At 66.3% G+C, this 15,336-nt stretch carries 13 protein-coding genes; 5 read left to right on the top strand and 8 right to left on the bottom strand.

Going from position 1 to position 15,336, the window contains the following annotated elements:
• The first annotated feature begins 15 nt into the window (after window positions 1-15).
• Window positions 16-429 (top strand): MerR family transcriptional regulator, encoded by a 414-nt coding sequence (locus tag ACLIMP_RS06725; RefSeq protein WP_185998849.1) that lies wholly within the window; start codon window positions 16-18, stop codon window positions 427-429.
• Window positions 422-1,276: an acyl-CoA thioesterase gene (locus ACLIMP_RS06720; RefSeq protein WP_185997936.1), complete on the top strand. Its 855-nt coding sequence runs from the start codon at window positions 422-424 to the stop codon at window positions 1,274-1,276. The genes ACLIMP_RS06725 and ACLIMP_RS06720 overlap by 8 nt, the downstream gene beginning before the upstream one ends.
• A gap of 101 nt (window positions 1,277-1,377) precedes the next feature.
• Here ACLIMP_RS06720 and ACLIMP_RS06715 read toward each other — a convergent pair whose 3' ends face one another.
• Window positions 1,378-2,538, bottom strand: a complete 1,161-nt coding sequence (locus tag ACLIMP_RS06715; RefSeq protein WP_054440029.1) for an isovaleryl-CoA dehydrogenase — start codon at window positions 2,536-2,538, stop codon at window positions 1,378-1,380.
• A 118-nt stretch (window positions 2,539-2,656) separates the two neighbouring features.
• On the opposite strand from ACLIMP_RS06715, the gene ACLIMP_RS06710 reads away from it, so the two are divergent.
• On the top strand, window positions 2,657-3,559 hold the full coding sequence (locus ACLIMP_RS06710; RefSeq protein WP_443478125.1) for a LysR family transcriptional regulator: 903 nt from the start codon (window positions 2,657-2,659) through the stop codon (window positions 3,557-3,559).
• Here the strand turns inward: ACLIMP_RS06710 and ACLIMP_RS06705 are convergent.
• From ACLIMP_RS06705 to ACLIMP_RS06690, 4 genes are all read right to left on the bottom strand, one after another.
• Window positions 3,535-4,644 carry a purine nucleoside permease gene (locus tag ACLIMP_RS06705; protein ID WP_324698322.1) on the bottom strand — a complete coding sequence of 370 codons (1,110 nt, stop codon included), beginning with the start codon at window positions 4,642-4,644 and terminating at the stop codon, window positions 3,535-3,537. The genes ACLIMP_RS06710 and ACLIMP_RS06705 overlap by 25 nt on opposite strands.
• Window positions 4,645-4,712: 68 nt before the next feature.
• The gene (locus tag ACLIMP_RS06700) at window positions 4,713-7,208 is read right to left on the bottom strand and encodes a TonB-dependent siderophore receptor (RefSeq protein ID WP_443478124.1); all 2,496 of its coding nucleotides are present in this window, start codon (window positions 7,206-7,208) and stop codon (window positions 4,713-4,715) included.
• A 131-nt stretch (window positions 7,209-7,339) separates the two neighbouring features.
• The gene (locus ACLIMP_RS06695) at window positions 7,340-8,902 is read right to left on the bottom strand and encodes an adenosine deaminase family protein (protein ID WP_324698318.1); all 1,563 of its coding nucleotides are present in this window, start codon (window positions 8,900-8,902) and stop codon (window positions 7,340-7,342) included.
• Window positions 8,899-9,984, bottom strand: a complete 1,086-nt coding sequence (locus ACLIMP_RS06690; protein WP_443478123.1) for a purine nucleoside permease — start codon at window positions 9,982-9,984, stop codon at window positions 8,899-8,901. Before ACLIMP_RS06690 ends, ACLIMP_RS06695 begins: the two co-directional genes overlap by 4 nt.
• 307 nt (window positions 9,985-10,291) lie before the next feature.
• On the opposite strand from ACLIMP_RS06690, the gene ACLIMP_RS06685 reads away from it, so the two are divergent.
• Both ACLIMP_RS06685 and ACLIMP_RS06680 read left to right on the top strand, forming a co-directional pair.
• The gene (locus ACLIMP_RS06685) at window positions 10,292-11,212 is read left to right on the top strand and encodes a LysR family transcriptional regulator (RefSeq protein ID WP_054440025.1); all 921 of its coding nucleotides are present in this window, start codon (window positions 10,292-10,294) and stop codon (window positions 11,210-11,212) included.
• A 112-nt stretch (window positions 11,213-11,324) separates the two neighbouring features.
• A complete protein-coding gene (locus ACLIMP_RS06680; RefSeq protein WP_054440022.1) occupies window positions 11,325-11,858 on the top strand; it encodes a phosphoribosyltransferase in 534 nt (177 codons plus the stop codon).
• A 58-nt stretch (window positions 11,859-11,916) separates the two neighbouring features.
• On the opposite strand, the gene ACLIMP_RS06675 is transcribed toward ACLIMP_RS06680, so the two are convergent.
• From ACLIMP_RS06675 to guaD, 3 genes are read right to left on the bottom strand one after another with little or no spacing between them, the layout of a single operon-like run.
• Window positions 11,917-13,023, bottom strand: a complete 1,107-nt coding sequence (locus ACLIMP_RS06675; protein ID WP_324698313.1) for a nucleoside hydrolase — start codon at window positions 13,021-13,023, stop codon at window positions 11,917-11,919.
• Window positions 13,020-14,039: an adenosine deaminase gene (locus tag ACLIMP_RS06670; protein WP_324698311.1), complete on the bottom strand. Its 1,020-nt coding sequence runs from the start codon at window positions 14,037-14,039 to the stop codon at window positions 13,020-13,022. The genes ACLIMP_RS06675 and ACLIMP_RS06670 overlap by 4 nt, the downstream gene beginning before the upstream one ends.
• Window positions 14,036-15,322 carry a guanine deaminase gene (gene guaD / locus ACLIMP_RS06665; protein ID WP_324698309.1) on the bottom strand — a complete coding sequence of 429 codons (1,287 nt, stop codon included), beginning with the start codon at window positions 15,320-15,322 and terminating at the stop codon, window positions 14,036-14,038. Before guaD ends, ACLIMP_RS06670 begins: the two co-directional genes overlap by 4 nt.
• Window positions 15,323-15,336 lie beyond the last annotated feature (14 nt).

Raw genomic sequence — 15,336 nt, 5'->3', positions numbered from 1 at the left:
GGCGTGAACCCCGATATGCTCGGCATCCAGGAAGCGGCCACCGAGCTGGGCGTTACCATGCGCACCTTGCGCTTCTACGAGGACAAGGGCCTGATCGCGCCGCAGCGCGTCGGCACCACGCGGATCTACTCCCGCCGCGAGATGGGCCGGATGCAGCTGATCCTGCGCGGCAAGCGGCTCGGCTTCTCCATCCGGGAGATCAAGGAATTCCTCGACCTCTACGACGTCGACCCCGAGCATCACGAGCAAGTGCGCGCGCTTCTGGTCAAGGTCACGGATCGGGTAAACGAGCTGCGCCAGCAGAAGACCGCGATCGAACAGACACTGGAAGAATTGCTCTCGATCGAACGCCAGTCGCTCGCCTGGCTGAAAGGCACGCCGGTCGAACCGATCGAGGCCGCGCTCAGGGAAAACCATGCCGATGACTGATGACGCCCGCCTTGCCGTGGCGGAACTGCGCGGCCTGCTCTCCGTCGAGGAAATCGACACCGGCATCTTCCGGGGCGCCGCTTCCGCCGAGCAGCCCGGCCGGGTCTATGGCGGGCAGGTCGTGGCCCAGGCGCTGGACGCCGCCGCGCGCGGGATCGATCCCGAGCGGCAGGCCCATTCGCTCCACGCCTATTTCCTGCGTGCGGGCGATTCCGGCCGCCCGATCATCTACCGCGTCCTGCCCGATTTCGATGGCGGCAGCTTCTCCAACCGCCGCGTCGTCGCCATGCAGGGCGGCAAGCCGATCCTGAACCTCGCCGCCTCGTTCCACCGGCACGAGGAAGGGCTTTCCCACGCCGTGGCCATGCCGGACGTACCCGCGCCCGAGCAGTGCCCGGATTTCCGCGATGCGCTGGCCGCCGCCGGACAGAAACTGCCGCCGTTCCTGGTGGACCGCCTCGCCTCGTTCGACATCCGGCCCTGCCCGCCGGTTCGCGGCGGCGAGCTGCCGCAGCGCCACCAGTGGTTCCGCCTGGCGCACCCGCTGGATGCCGAGCCGGCGATGCAGCGCGTGATCCTTGCCTATGCGAGCGACTTCGCGCTGGTCTCCACCGCGCTCATGCCGCACGGGCTCGGCTTCTTCTCGCCCGGCGTCTCGGGCGCGAGCCTCGACCACGCGGTGTGGTTCCACCAGACCCCGCCGATGGACGACTGGCTGCTCTATACGATGGACAGCCCCTGGTCCGGCCATGCGCGCGGCTTCGCACGCGGGGCGATCTACTCGCGCGGCGGGATGCTGGTAGCAAGCGTGGCGCAGGAAGGGTTGCTGCGGGTGAAGCAAGGGTAGGACGAACACGAAAGCGCGCCGCGATTCGGCGGCGCGCAATTCAGAGGCAAGGCAGCGATTCCGCGAGTTCCGGGGGATCGCCCCCGGAAACGCTGTTGTTCTCAAGCCCCGATCAGTTCCCGCCCGATCAGCATCCGCCGGATCTCGTTGGTGCCCGCACCGATATCCAGCAGCTTGGCATCGCGCAGATAGCGTTCGACCGGCCAGTCCTTGGTATAGCCTGCACCGCCCAGCGCCTGCACCGCCTCGCCCGAGACGCGGAAGGCGTTCTCGCTCGCCAGCAGGATCGCGCCGGCCGCGTCGAAGCGGGTGGTCTGCCCGGCATCGCAGGCCCGCGCCACCGCATAGACATAGGCCCGCGCCGATTGCAGCGCGACGTACATGTCCGCCACTTTGGCCTGCATGAGCTGGAACGTGCCGATGGCCGCGCCGAACTGGCGGCGTTCGCGCACATAGGGAATCACCGTGTCGAGGCAGGCCTGCATGATCCCGATCTGCAAGCCCGCAAGCACCACGCGCTCGTAATCGAGGCCGCTCATGAGAACCTTCACGCCGCCGTTCAGCGGGCCCATGACGTTCCCTGCGGGCACGAAGCAATCGTCGAACACCAGTTCGCAGGTCGGCGAACCGCGCATGCCCATCTTGTCGATCTTCTGGCCGATGGAGAATCCGGCCATGTCCTTCTCGATCAGGAAGGCGGTGATACCCTTCGATCCCGCTTCGGCATCGGTCCGGGCATAGACGACCAGCACATCGGCATATGTGCCGTTGGTGATCCAGAACTTGGTGCCGTTGAGGCGGTAGCCGCCTTCCACCGCGTCCGCCCGCAGCTTCATGCCCACGACATCGGACCCGGCGCCCGCTTCGGACATGGCCAAGCTTCCCACGTGCTCGCCCGAGATCAGCCCCGGCAGGTACTTCGCCTTCTGCGCATCGTTGCCCCAGCGGCGGATCTGGTTGACGCAGAGGTTGGAGTGCGCCCCATAGGACAGCCCCACCGAAGCCGAAGCGCGGCTGACTTCCTCCACCGCGATCACATGTTCCAGATAGCCGAGGCCGGTTCCGCCCCATTCCTCCTCCACGGTGATGCCGTGCAGCCCAAGCTCGCCCATGGCAGGCCAGAGCTCACGCGGGAACCAGTCCTCGGCGTCGACCCTGACGGCAAGCGGGGCGATCTGTTCGTCGGCGAAGCGGGCAACGCTTTCGCGGATCATCACGGCGCTTTCGCTCAGGCCGAAATCGAAATCGGGGGTGGCTTTCATCTCTCTTCCCAAACTTTCAAGGCCCGCCGGAGATGCGGGCCATCGTTGCCGGCAAGCTATCGAAACCCCTTCACGCAAACAAATTGAAACTTGCACGGCATTTGAATAGATTTTTCCAATGATAAAGCGCGCGCATATCCGCCATTTCCTTGCCGTTGCCGATTCCGGCAGCTTCAAGCAGGCCTCGGCGCGGCTGCATGTCACCCAGCCCACCGTCTCGACCAGCATAGCCGAACTGGAACGACTGGTCGGCACGCCGCTGTTCGTGCGCGACCGGCGCCATGTCCGGCTGACGGAATCCGGCGGGGCCTTCCTGCCGATCGCCCGCGACCTCGAAGCGGGTTTCCGCCGCGCCGACCAATTCGCCCGGCCAGTCCAGGAACAATGGCCGGGACTGAAGCTGGGCGTCATTCCCACCGTGTCCGGCGCGATGCTGGAGCGGGTGGCCCGCGAACTGGCCCGCGAATTCGGGATCGAACTGGTCGAGGGGGACGACCGGGATCTGCGCGGGCAACTTGCCAGCGGCAAGATCCACCTCGCGCTCACGCTCATGGCAGAAGACGAAGGAGCGTCGGGCGAGGTGCTGGAGGAGCCTTACCTGCTGGTCATGCCCGCCGCGCACCGCTTTGCCGGGCGAGGGGAGGTCGCTCCGCAGGAACTTGCCGGCGATATCATGATCGCGCGCCGCTCCTGCGAGGTGCTGCAGCGGACCAGCCGCTTCTTCACCGATGCCGGCGTCCGCCCCCGCTTCGCCTTGCGCAGCGAGAACGAGGACCGCTGCCTGAGGATGGTCGCAGCGGGGCTCGGGGTGACGGTGGCGCCGCGCTCGCTGGCGGGGCAAGGCACCGTCACGGCCGCCATCACAGGCTATGGGCTGCGCCGCCGGCTTGGTTTCCTGCGCGGCCCCGGCCTCCCGGCCGAGGCGGGAGAACGACTGACGGCAGCGCTGGAGATCGCCGCCGCCAGTCTTCCCTCCCTGGCTCGTGATCCCGCCGCTTATTCCGGCAGTTCGTCCTTGTAGCGATCCCAGTCCGCCAGCCACGCATCGACCACCTTCGAGCCGACGAGATAGAGGCTCTCGACCGAGGCCTGGAGCCCGGCGTAGCCTTCGTTTTCCCGCAGCAGATAGGAGGCCGCATCCACGCCGGGCGGCGGCATCGTGTAGTTCGAGCCCGCACGCAGCACGAGCACGCGGTCCTTGTCGGCCCGGCCGATCCGGTCGAGATACGTCATCGCCTGAAGCACGCCGGTGTCCTCCATCGCGGAAGTCACGAACTCGCCCTTGCCCTGTGTCCAGTAATGGACCCAGTCGTTGGCCCAATCGGTCAGCAGCTTGCCGTGCCAGAAGGTCATCGCGGAAAGCTGCTCCCCTTCCAGGACGAACGGCGGCTTCTGTGCATTGGGATATCCGGTGAAGCGCATGCGCTCGGCCCGGATTTCCGGGCTGTCGGGGATATTCACGTCCTTGGTCAGGTTGAAGGCCCAGCGCTCCAGCCGGGGGTTGATCTGGTAGACTTCGCCGCCCGAGGTATCGATCGGGGTGGTCTTGTCGTTCGGCCCCTTGAGGTGTCTGGGGAAGAAACCGCTCTTCCAGTCCTTCGGGATTTCGCGCGCATCGATCTCATGCGCAAGGTCGCCGTCCACCACCCAGCGCGCCCAGGCGGCCGAGCCGATCGAGGCATCCTGGGGATCGATCCCGGCAATGCCCGCGACGAGCCAATAGGACTTGGACAGGTCGAAACGCGGATCGAGGCCGAGCGCCATGGTCGCCGCGGTCGATCGTGCGGTGCCGACGCCGGTGACGACCCCCAGCACTTGCGTCTCGGGATTGTAGTAGAGATCGTGGAACGATTGCGGGAAGGGAATCCGCATCGTCAGCCCCCGCCGTTCCTTCCAGAGCTGGAACTCTCCGGCAGTGTCGCCCTCGTCCTTGCCGATCTCGAACAGGGAGACGACCACGACCTTGACCGGCAGCGGCGCGGCGCAGGGCTTGCCGGGCTCGCAGGCGGAAATATCGGGAACCGGCGCGGCGGCCTGGGCGGAGACGCCGAAGGCCAGCGAAGCGGAAGCACCGGCAAGCAGCACGGCGCGGGTCAGGAATGTCATCGCAGGATTCATCTTTTCGTCGATGGCAGCGGGGACGCCGGTAGGGAGGCGCCCCCGCCGCTTTGAGGTCAGAACTTGTAGACGATCGAGCCCTGCCAACTGCGCGGGGTTTCCGGCAGCACGATGGTCGAGCCGAACAGTTCGGTGAAGTTCGCGCGGAAGTAGCGTTCGTTGGTGGCGTTCTTCACCACCACGCGGAACAGCCACGGCCCGGTCTCGTAAGATGCCGAGACGTCGACCTTGGTATAGGCGGGCAGCTTCACGACCTGCGACTGGCCCGAATAGACCGAATCCACCTTCACGGCGCTGGCGCTGAGCGCGATGCCGTTGTCGAAGGCGTAAGTGGCCGTCAGCGAGTAGAGGTTGGTCGGAATGCCCGCGCGGCGCGAGGCGTTCTTGTCGGGGATCAGCACCAGGCCGATCGGCTGCCCGCCGAGATAAAGCGTGGGGTCGGTGACGTTGACCAGATCCTCGATGCCGAAGAAGCTGAACAGCGTGCCGTTCTCCAGCGCGGTCAGGTTGTAGACCTTGGTGCGGGTATAGCCGCCGGTGATGAGCAGGTGGTCGTTGACCGACCAGCGCGCCTCGGCTTCGAGGCCCTTGGTCTCCACCGACTGGTTTACCGTGATCGACTGGATGTTGTAGTCGGTACGCTTCTGCTTGTAGACCGACAGCGCAGCGTAGAGACGGTCGTCGAGGAAGCTGCCCTTGATGCCGCCTTCATAGAGCTTCGACGCCGAGATGAAGGTCTTGCCCGCGATGTCCCCGGCGTAAAGCTCGGCACCCTGCCCCGCGATCACCGTGGACTGGCGGGCGATCGTGGCATAGGGGATCAGGCCGAAGGGCAGCTTGTAGTTGGCGCTGGCCGACCATGACCAGGCACCCTTGCTGCCGCTGGCGCTGTAGAGCCCGCCAAGGTCGGCGACGTCCGCCGGGAGCATCTTCGTGATGTCGTATGTGGACTTGGCCTTCACGTAATCGTAGCGCGCGCCCACGGTAATCCCGAGGCCGAACGCGAAGTCGATGTCGGCAAGGCCGGCCATCGCATAGTCGGTATAATGGCCGCTGACGTAATTGTTGTAGCCGCAATCCGCCGCCGTATAGCCGGGCTCGTCGCTGAGCGGGCATTCGGTGGCCAGCAGGCGGTCGGAGGCGGCGGTGTAGCCCTTGGTCAGGTCCACGCGGTGGAAGTATTCGTAGTCGAAATCGTCACCGTGCTTGAAGTTGGTGTAGCGGATCGACGGCGAGAGCTGGAAGGCGAACTTGCCGAGGTCGTTCTCGAACTTCTTGGCGACGACGATCTTGTCCTCGAACACCCAGGAATCGTGGAACTGCGCGAAGCCGTAGCTGTTCTCGTTGATGTTCTCGTAGCTGTCGTAGAACGCCTGGTTCTTGACGCTCCAGTCGTCGTCGCCTTCCCAGATCAGGTCGGCATAGAGCGTGGTGGCGCGGGTATCGAGGCGGTCGTTCTTGCCTGCCAGCACGTCGCGGCGGCTGAGCTTGGCGGTGCCGGTATCGGTAAGCGCCATGAGCGGGTTGAAGGAACTGTCGGTGAAGGAGGAGGCGGGGACGCCGAACGGCCCGAAGTTGTTGCCGTGCGCGATGAATTCGCCCGCCGATATCTGGCCGTCGCCGTTGTCGTCGATCGATTGCGCGGAACCGGTGATGTAGGTGCCGTTATCGACGAGATCCTGCGTCAGGCGGTTCCAGCCGCCGTTCTGCACGCCCTTGAAGTTCTGGTACATGCCGCCGAATTCAAGCCGCAGGTTCGGCGTGAAGTCGGTATCGAACGCGGCCTGGAGCACGGTGTTCTTGGTGGAGATGTTGCGGTAGTAGCTGCCCGAATCCTCTACCTCGGCAAACAGGCTGTAGCCGAATTCCTGCGAGCCGATCTTGCCGGGGCCGCGCATTTCGGCCTTGAGGTCGGCCTTGTCCCACGAACCGCCGGTAAAGCTCACTTCGCCTTCCGGGTGGCTGAGATAGGAACCGCCCTTCACGCGCGCGGTCTTGGGAACGAAGTTCATGTAGCCGCCGGTCTTCGACGGGCCATAGATCGGCGAGGCCGGGCCGCGCACGATGTCGATGCGGTCGGAAGCGCCGATCGGGGTCGGGTAGTTGCCCGGATTGTCGAGACGGCGCATGCCGCGGAAGTAGACTTCGCCCGGCGTGCCGCGAATGTCGAGCGCGCCGCCGACACCGAAGAACGAGTTGGTGAACGTGCCCGGCGCCTGCGCGACGAGATCGTAGATGTCGCTGATGCCGAAGCGTTCGATCTGCTCGCTGCTGATCGTCGATGCCGAGCGCGGCGTCTCGGTCAGCGTCTTGTCGAAGCCGAAGACCGATCCGACATCGGCAACCGGCAAGGCGCCCAGCGAACCGGTGACGACGATTTCCTTGCCCTCTTCAGGCGCGGGTTCTTCTGCCGCCGCTTCCGCCGCGAAGGCGGGAGCCTGGATCGCCGTGCAGCACAGCAGCGTGGCGGCGAAACTCAAGGCGGATCTGCGCAAGGCATGACGCCGCGGCGCGGTACGGGATTCCATGTGCGTATCAATCGATGCGGCCATCGTGCCAGCCCCCTGAAACCGTACGGATAATCGCGCCCCTCGCGGTTCCGCCGGCCTGTTGTTGAACCCCGTCTCCCGTGAGGTTGTGATTGTTGCGGCGCACCGTGACCGGGCGCGCCGGGTACTCGAAACTATCCCTTGCCGCCCGGTGCGGGCATGAGCCGTTCAAGGCCCTGCTCGAACGCGTCGAGCCGCTGTTCCAGCGTGACCTGAAGCCGAGCCTTCTCGCTGCGCGCCAACAGCGCGCGGCATGGCGCGGCATCGAACCCGGCGGTACAGGCGGCGACCGGCTCACCGGGCACGCGCCCGCGCCAGAGGCTCTCACCGGGCACGAAGGCGAATTCGAGGCTGGCGCGCGTCACCTGCTTGAGGTCCGCATAATGCAGCCCCTGCTCGCGCGCGGCGCGCATGTATTCCTGGGTAAGATCGGTGCGCAGGATGCCCTGGTCATCGGTGGAAAGCGTCACCGGCACGCCGAAGCGGCGGTAGAGCTGGATCGGATGCTCGCCCCCGCGAACACCCAGGATCACGTCGTTACTGGAAAGGTTTATCTCCACCGCAACGTGATCGCGCGCCATTCGGCGCAGCGTGCCGGCGGCATCGTCCTCGTAAGCGATGGCCACCCCGTGGCCGATGCGCTCCGCCCCGGCATCGAGCGCCTTGCGCATGTGATTGCGGATACCGGCAGGCGGCACCAGTCCGAAGGCAAGCTCGCCCGCATGCATCGTGCGGTGGACGCGCGGATACTTGCCTTCGAGGAAGCGGAACATCGCCATGTGCAGGTCGTAGTCGCGCATCGAGACCGGCCAGTCCTCGGGCTGGACGATGTTGACCCCGACATAGCGCGGATCGGCATCGGCCAGCGCGAACGAGGCGATCAGCGAGCGGAACACCTGCGCGGGCGGCAGCGCGCGGAAGGCGCTGGCAAGATAGTGGACCGCAAGGCCGCAGGCTGCCTCGGCCGAGGACGTGCCGCAGCCCATGTCGGCCCGTACCTGCTTCTCGTCCCGGTCCAGTTCGGCGCGGGCCTTGGCGATCGCCGGGGCAAGACCGGCCAGTTCCTGCGCATAGCGCGCCTCAAGCCCCGTCTCGTCCAGCGGCACATCAGGCGCGGCGAGGATATAGGCCATCATCGCATCCGGATTGTGCATCAGTTCGAGGTACGTCGCGCTGTCGCCCGCGGACGTGCGCAGCGCGACTTCCATCGCCGGAACCGTATGCCCCGGCGCAACCGGGCCGAAGCGCTCGAAACTGATGAAGAACTGGGTGTGCCCGGAAACCTCGTCCCGGCCGATCCCCTTCTGCCAGCCGCGCGTGCCGAGGTGATCGACCAGCCGCGCATAGTCGAAGGGCCGTTCGGCGGCGATGCGGGTGATCCTGTCGGCATCGGCGCAGGGCGGCGGCAGCAGCTTGAGATCGCTTCCGGCGCAGAAGCCCGCCTTGCCCGCCCAGTCCAGCCAGTCCTCCGCCGAAGGGGTGCCGCCAAGGTGGTTGTGCAGGTCGCCGCCCTTGGGCATCGCCTGAAGGAACAGGCGCAGCATCGCCGCGTTGCCGGACAGTTCGTCGAACAGCGCCGAGGCTTTCGCCTCGCCCGCCGCATCGGCATGAGCGACCGACGCCGACGCCAGCGCCGCCGCCAGCACCGCCGCCGCGGCAAGCCCCCTGGCAAGCGCGCGTCTCGGGGCCGGCTTCACGGCCGGGGCGCTCCCGGAACGGTATCGCGATACTTCGCCCAGCCCGCCAGCAGTTCATGCACCACCGGCCCGCCAACGCGGTAATTGGCCTCATAGGCGACAAGCTGGCCGGGGCCTTCGTCACCCACGCTGTTCAGCGCATCGACGCCCGGCGGCGGCATGGAAGGGTTGCTGGCCGTGCGCAGCACCAGCACGCGCCGGGGATCGACGAGCCCCTGCGCCGCGCCGTTCAGCATGGCGCCCGCCATCGACTGGCTCTCCATGTTGGTCATGACGAAGCGGCCCTTGCCGCCGGTCCACAGCCTGACCCAGTCGCGCGCCCATTGCGTGCGGGCCGGGCCGTGCCAGTAGCGCACCGAGCCCAGCGTCTCCCCCATGAGCACGAATGGCGGCTTCTGGGCATTGGGATATCCGGTCCACGCAGCGCGCGCCCTGGCGAGATCGGCGTTGTCGGGGATCGGCACGGCTTTCGTCATGTCGAAGGCCCACTGCGCAAGCCCCTGGTCGAGCGTGACCGCCATCGACAGCGCGCCCGCATCGGTCATGCCGGCGAAACTGTCGGGATTGTCGGGAAGCTGGTTCGGAGCCTTGGCGCCGATGGCGAAGAGCCCGTAAGGCCAGTTCTTGGCCACCTCGCGGTCGTCGAACTCGCGCAGGGTATCGCCCGAGACCACCCAGCGCGACCAGGCCGCACTGCCGACCGAGGCCACTTGCGGATCGACCCCGGAGATGCCGGTGAACAGCCAGTAGGTCTTCGAAAAGTCGAAACGGGGATCGAGCAGCAGCGCGGTACGCTGTTCACCCACGCCGCTCAGCAGCGAACCGGCATTGCCCCAGACGATGCCGTAGAGCCCATCCTTGTTACGCAGCAGTGGATGAAGCACGCCGCGCACGGCGATCTTCTCGTCCAGATGTTCGCGCTCGGCCCAGAGCTGGAATTCGCCGGGGGCATCGCCCTTGTCCTCGCCCGGTTCGAAATTGGCGACGACCACGACCTTCACCGGAATCGGCGCGATTTTCGGAAGCTGCGGCACCGGCGGTTGGGCAGCCGATGCCGTAGCGCATGGAACCGAACCGGCCATCGCCAGCGCAGCCAGAAGCCGCCCCCACCGGGGACGTTTTTCGCAAACCCTCATCATTGCCCTGAACCCCGCAAGCGGGGGCGCCTCCGCGTCGGGTGTCCCTTTTACAACCCTTCGCGGAAGATGCGCCCCCTACCGTCATGCGCTCGTGCACCGGCCGCCACCTCTGTTGGGAGAGGAGAAATCGCTGCCGGTGCCGTCGCACGTTTCGGTGTTGCCCATTGCGTAAGGGCTTGACACGGTGCGAGCAAACGCAATGAATTCGACACATCATTGCAAAAATTAGAGCGGGTCCAGAAACACCACCATGCCGGCATTTTCGCGCTTCCTGCGGTACTTCATGGCGGTGGGCCGCCTCGGCTCGATCCGCAAGGCCGCCGACGAACTGAACGTTTCCGCCTCGGCGATCGACAGGCAGATCCTCAACGTCGAGGCCGAACTGGGCCTGCCGCTGTTCGAACGCCTGCCCACCGGCCTCCGGCTGACGGCGGCGGGCGAGATGATGATGGCATCGGGATCGCAGTGGCAGCAGGGCATGGTCAGCCTGCGCACGCGGATCGAGGACTTGCGCGGGCTGAAGCGCGGCCACGTCGAGATCGCGGTGATCGACGCGCTGGCCAAGGGGCACGTTCCCGCCACCATCCACGCGATCCAGCAGCGCTATCCCGGCATCACCATCGGCGTGAAAGTGCTGGGCAACGACGCGGTGCGGCGCGCGGTGAGCGACGGCACCGTCGATTGCGGCATCCTGTTCGAACCGCATTCCTATCGCGACCTTTCGGTCCGCGCCTTCACCGAAGTCGTGCTGGGGTTCATCACCCCGCCCGAGCACCGGCTGGCCACCCTTCCCGAAGCGCGTTTCTCGGCCTGCGCGGGCGAACCGATGATCGTCCCGGCGGACCCGCTTGCAGTCTACCAGCAGATCGCGGTGCTCGAAGGCGCCACCGGCATCACCCTCGACCGCAAGGCCAGTTCGGACAATATCCAGATGATCACCTCGCTGGTGCTCCAGGGCACCGGCATCGGCGTGCTCACCTCGCTGGACGTGCGCACCGAGGTCCAGCGCGGACTGCTGAACTTCACGCGCATCTCCGATTCGCTGCTCAGACCCATGACTCTGGCCCTCTGCACCGCCACGGCACGCACTCCGTCCTATGCCGCGACCATGGTCCTGGGTGAATTCGAGAACGGCTTTGCACAGCTTGGACACGCCGCATCAAAGACTTAGGTGCGACATATTCGATTACGCGACGTGCGGAAAATTGCCGTGATTGCGAATTCCGCATGAAATCGATAACCGGGCTACTTTCCCGACATGATCGTTTCAGGATTCGCCCCGCATGAGTGAAGCCGCCGAGCCCCAGCTCCATTTCCTCGAATACTACGAAGATTTCCTCGCCAAGGTCCGCCAGCTTTCGCGGCAGATCCAGCAAAACGAGTGGCAACCCGAGTTCGTGATCGGCGTCGGGCGCGGCGGACTGGTGCCGGCCGTCTACATCTCGCACCAGCTCGGCCTGCCGATGCTCTCGATCGACCATTCGGCCAAGATCCCGGGCTTTGCCGACGAACTGATCGCCAAGGTCGCGGCGATGAGCGCACAGGGCACCCGCCTGCTGTTCGTGGACGATATCAACGATACCGGCGGCACCATCGAATATATCCGCGGCCAGCTCACGCAGGGCGGCGGCGATCATGACAACTTGCGCTTCGCCGTCGTCATCAACAACAAGAGCTCGAAGGTCGAAGTCGACCTCTGGTCCGAAGTGATCGACCGCGCCGACGACAAGCGCTGGTTCGTGTTCCCCTGGGAATCGGTGGGCACCCGCGACAGCATCGTGGAAGAAGCGCTTTCGGTCCCCGAACGGCTGGCCTGAACGCTTCCTTCAAGCACCGGTGAGCCGGGCCGAGCGCCCAGCTTGCCGGTGGCCCAGCTTACCGGCGGCTGGCGGCCATCACTTGCACCATCAGCGCGTCCAGCCGCGCCGCGTCGATCTTGCGCACCACGGTTGCCTTGCGTTCGCCAAGGCCGGGCTGATATCCTTCGCGCCAGCTCAGCATGTCGCCATAGCCCGCGCCGAACTGCGCGTTGTAGTCAACGTAAAGCTCTTCCGCCTCGGTCACCATGCCCGGGTCGAGCAGGACACCGGCGGCGATCTCGTCCCACATCGGGAAGCCTGCCTCCATGCCGCCGATGAACCGGCCCAGTTCCGGCGCGGCCGCCGCGCTCATCGCCTTGACCAGTTCCGGGGTCAGCTGCGTGCCGGTGGCGGGATCGGCGGGCACCACCGTGATCTTGCGCCAGGGACTGCGCGAAACGATGCTCGCCGCCTCGGGATCGAAACGGGCGTTGAATTCGCGGCGCGGCGAATTGGCATATTCGCGCGCGAACTGCGCGGCCGAAACGTTGTCCAGTTGCTGCTGCGGATTGAGGCTCCCGCCCATGTAGACCAGCTCTCCCGCCAGCGCGGCGAACTCGGGATCGAGCCGCTGCGCCAGCGCAAGGTTCGTCAACGGGCCGCAGGCGACGATGGTGATCTGCCCCGGATACTTGTGGACCATGCGGATCAGGAAGTTCGCCGCGATTTCGGGCGAGGCCTTCAGTCCTGGATTGCCCCAGGGCAGGTCCACCGGATCGGTCGGTCCATGGTAGGCAGGCGTCGATTGCCGGGTAGGCTCGACCCACTGCTTCATCCACGCGCCCTTCCACGTCAGCTTGCCGTAGAGCGCTTCCCAGCGCTCCGTCAGCGCTTCGGAATTGAGCAGCGGATAAGTCGCGCCCTGAACCACCGGCACATCGCCGCGATGGGCGATCTCCAGCCCGCGCAAGGCCATCGCGGTTGCCCGATTGGCCCAGGTATTGCCGGAGACGGTGGTGATGCCAAGCACATCGACCCGATCGCTTTCCAGGAACATCAGGTGCATGAGCGCGAAGCCCTCGTCATCGATGATGACCTTGCGCCTCGCGCCGTCGGCATGGGCGGCAACCGGCAGCAGAGCCGCAAGCACCGCCAGCAATACGGCGCGAAGCAGGGCCTTCATCGGCGATGGTCCGCCATGTAGGCGTCAAGCGCGCCGAGATGCGCCGCTACCGCGCTTTCTGGCAGGAACGAGCCGGTGAAGCTGTTGCGCGCCAGCGTGGCCAGCGCTTCCTTGCCAAGCCCGCGAGCCGCCGCGACGGCGCGGTAATTGTCCGCGACATAGCCGCCGAAGTAGGCCGGATCGTCAGAATTGATGGTAGCCTTGAGCCCGTGAGCCAGCATCGCGTCGATCGGGTGATCGGCCAGGTCGTCCACCACGCAGAGCTTGTGGTTGGAAAGCGGGCAGACCGTCAGCGTCATCTCCTCGCGCACCAGCCGCTCGATCAGGGCCGGGTCTTCCAGCGCGCGATTGCCATGGTCGATGCGGTGGACGCCCAGCAGGTCCAGCGCCTGGTGGACATATTCGGGCGGACCTTCCTCGCCCGCATGCGCGGTGATCCTGAGGCCCTTCGCGCGCGCGGCGGCGAAGACGCGGGCGAACTTCTCGGGCGGATGGCCGACTTCCGAGGAATCGAGCCCCACCGCCTCGATCCGGTCGAGCCACGGCTCCGCCTGGGCCAGGGTGGCGAAGGCCGCCTCTTCCGAAAGGTGCCGCAGGAACGAGAGGATCAGGCTGCTGGACATGCCGAACGCCGCTTCGGCGGCGGCCATGGCGGAAAGCAGCCCCTCGATCACTTCGGCGAAGGGCACGCCCCGGTCGGTATGGGTCTGCGGATCGAACATCAATTCGGCATGGACCACGCCGTCCGCCGCCGCCCGCGCGAAGTAGGCCATCGCCAGATCGTGGAAATCCTGCCGCTTCAGCAGCACGTTCGCGCCCGCGTAATAGATGTCGAGGAAGTCCTGCAGGTTGGAGAATTCATAAGCAGCGCGAACTTCCTCCACGGTGGCGAAGGGGATCGACACGCCGTTGCGTGTCGCCAGCGCGAACATCAGTTCGGGTTCGAGGCTGCCTTCGATGTGGAGGTGAAGCTCGGCCTTCGGCAGGCCGGCGATGAAAGTGTCGAGGTCGGTCATTCGGTATCCCTGTCCCAGGCGCAGCGGCCCAGCAGATAAGTGCGCGCGACGGCGCGGTCGTCGCCCAGCACCTGCAACGCGAAGAGCCGTTCGGCAAGGTCGGCGTGGCGGGTGCGACGGGCGAGCAGCGGTGTCGCCTGCGTATCGAGTACCACGAAATCGGCCTCCTGCCCCACTTCGAGGCTGCCCACCCGGTCAGCGATATGAAGCAGGGCGGCGCTGCCCGCCGTCGCCAGCCACAGCGCCCTGAACGGATCGAGCGCGGTGCCTTTCATCAGCGCGGCCTGATAGGCGATCCCCTGGGTGTGCAGCAGCGAGAAGGTCGTCCCCGCCCCCACGTCCGAGCCGAGGCCGAGGCGTATCCCGTGCCGGTCGGCCTGTGCGAAATCGAAGAAGCCCGAACCGAGGAACAAGTTGGAACTGGGGCAGACCGCGATCCCCGCCCCGCTTTCGTGCAGCCGCCGGCAGGCGCGATCCGGCAGGTGAATGCCATGCGCGAACACCGATCGGCCGGTGACGAGGCCGAACCGGTCGTAAGCGTCCAGATAGTCCGCCGCCGCGCTGAAGCGCGCTGCCACTTCGGCGCATTCGCGGCGGTTCTCCGCAAGGTGGGTGTGCATCAGCACGTCCGGATGCTCGGCCAGCAGGGCGCCCGCATCGGCAAGCTGGGCATCGGACGAAGCCAGCGCGAAACGCGGCGTCACCGCGTAGCCCAGCCGCCCGCGTCCGCGCCAGCGGCGGATCAGCGCCTCGCTGCCCGCCCGGCCCGAGGCCACGGTGTCGTTCAGGCCGTCGGGCCCGAGGTCCATCAGCACTTTGCCCGAGATCAGCCGCATGTCCCGGTCAAGCGCGGCCTCGAACAGGGCATCGACGGACTGCTCGTGCACGGTTGGGAAGACCAGCGCGCTGGTGGTGCCGTTCCTCAGCAGTTCGCCCAGGAAGAAGGCGGCGACGGCATCGGCATGGGCCTTGTCCGCGAAGGCCTTTTCCGCCGGAAAGATGTGGCGCTCCAGCCAGTCGAGCAATTGTTCGCCATGAGAGGCGATGCGGTCCGTCTGCGGATAATGGACATGGGAATCGACGAAGCCCGGCACGACGAGGCCCGGCAGCGCTTCCACCGGGACACCGGCATATCGCTCCGCCAGTTCGGCATGGGGGCCGCGCGCCGCGACCACGCCGTCCTCGACCACCAGCAGCCCGTCCGCTTCGTGGCGGACGGCCTGGGGATCGCTGCGCGGGTCTCGGGAAACGGACAGGAATTCGCCGCGAAAGGCGCGGATCATGCAGCAGGCCTCTT

It is taken from the genome of Novosphingobium aeonii, assembly GCF_052279045.1.
Taxonomy (GTDB): Bacteria; Pseudomonadota; Alphaproteobacteria; order Sphingomonadales; family Sphingomonadaceae; genus Novosphingobium.
The sequence above is the reverse complement of the archived record's forward strand: the minus strand, read 5'-3'. Positions and strand labels throughout refer to the sequence as shown.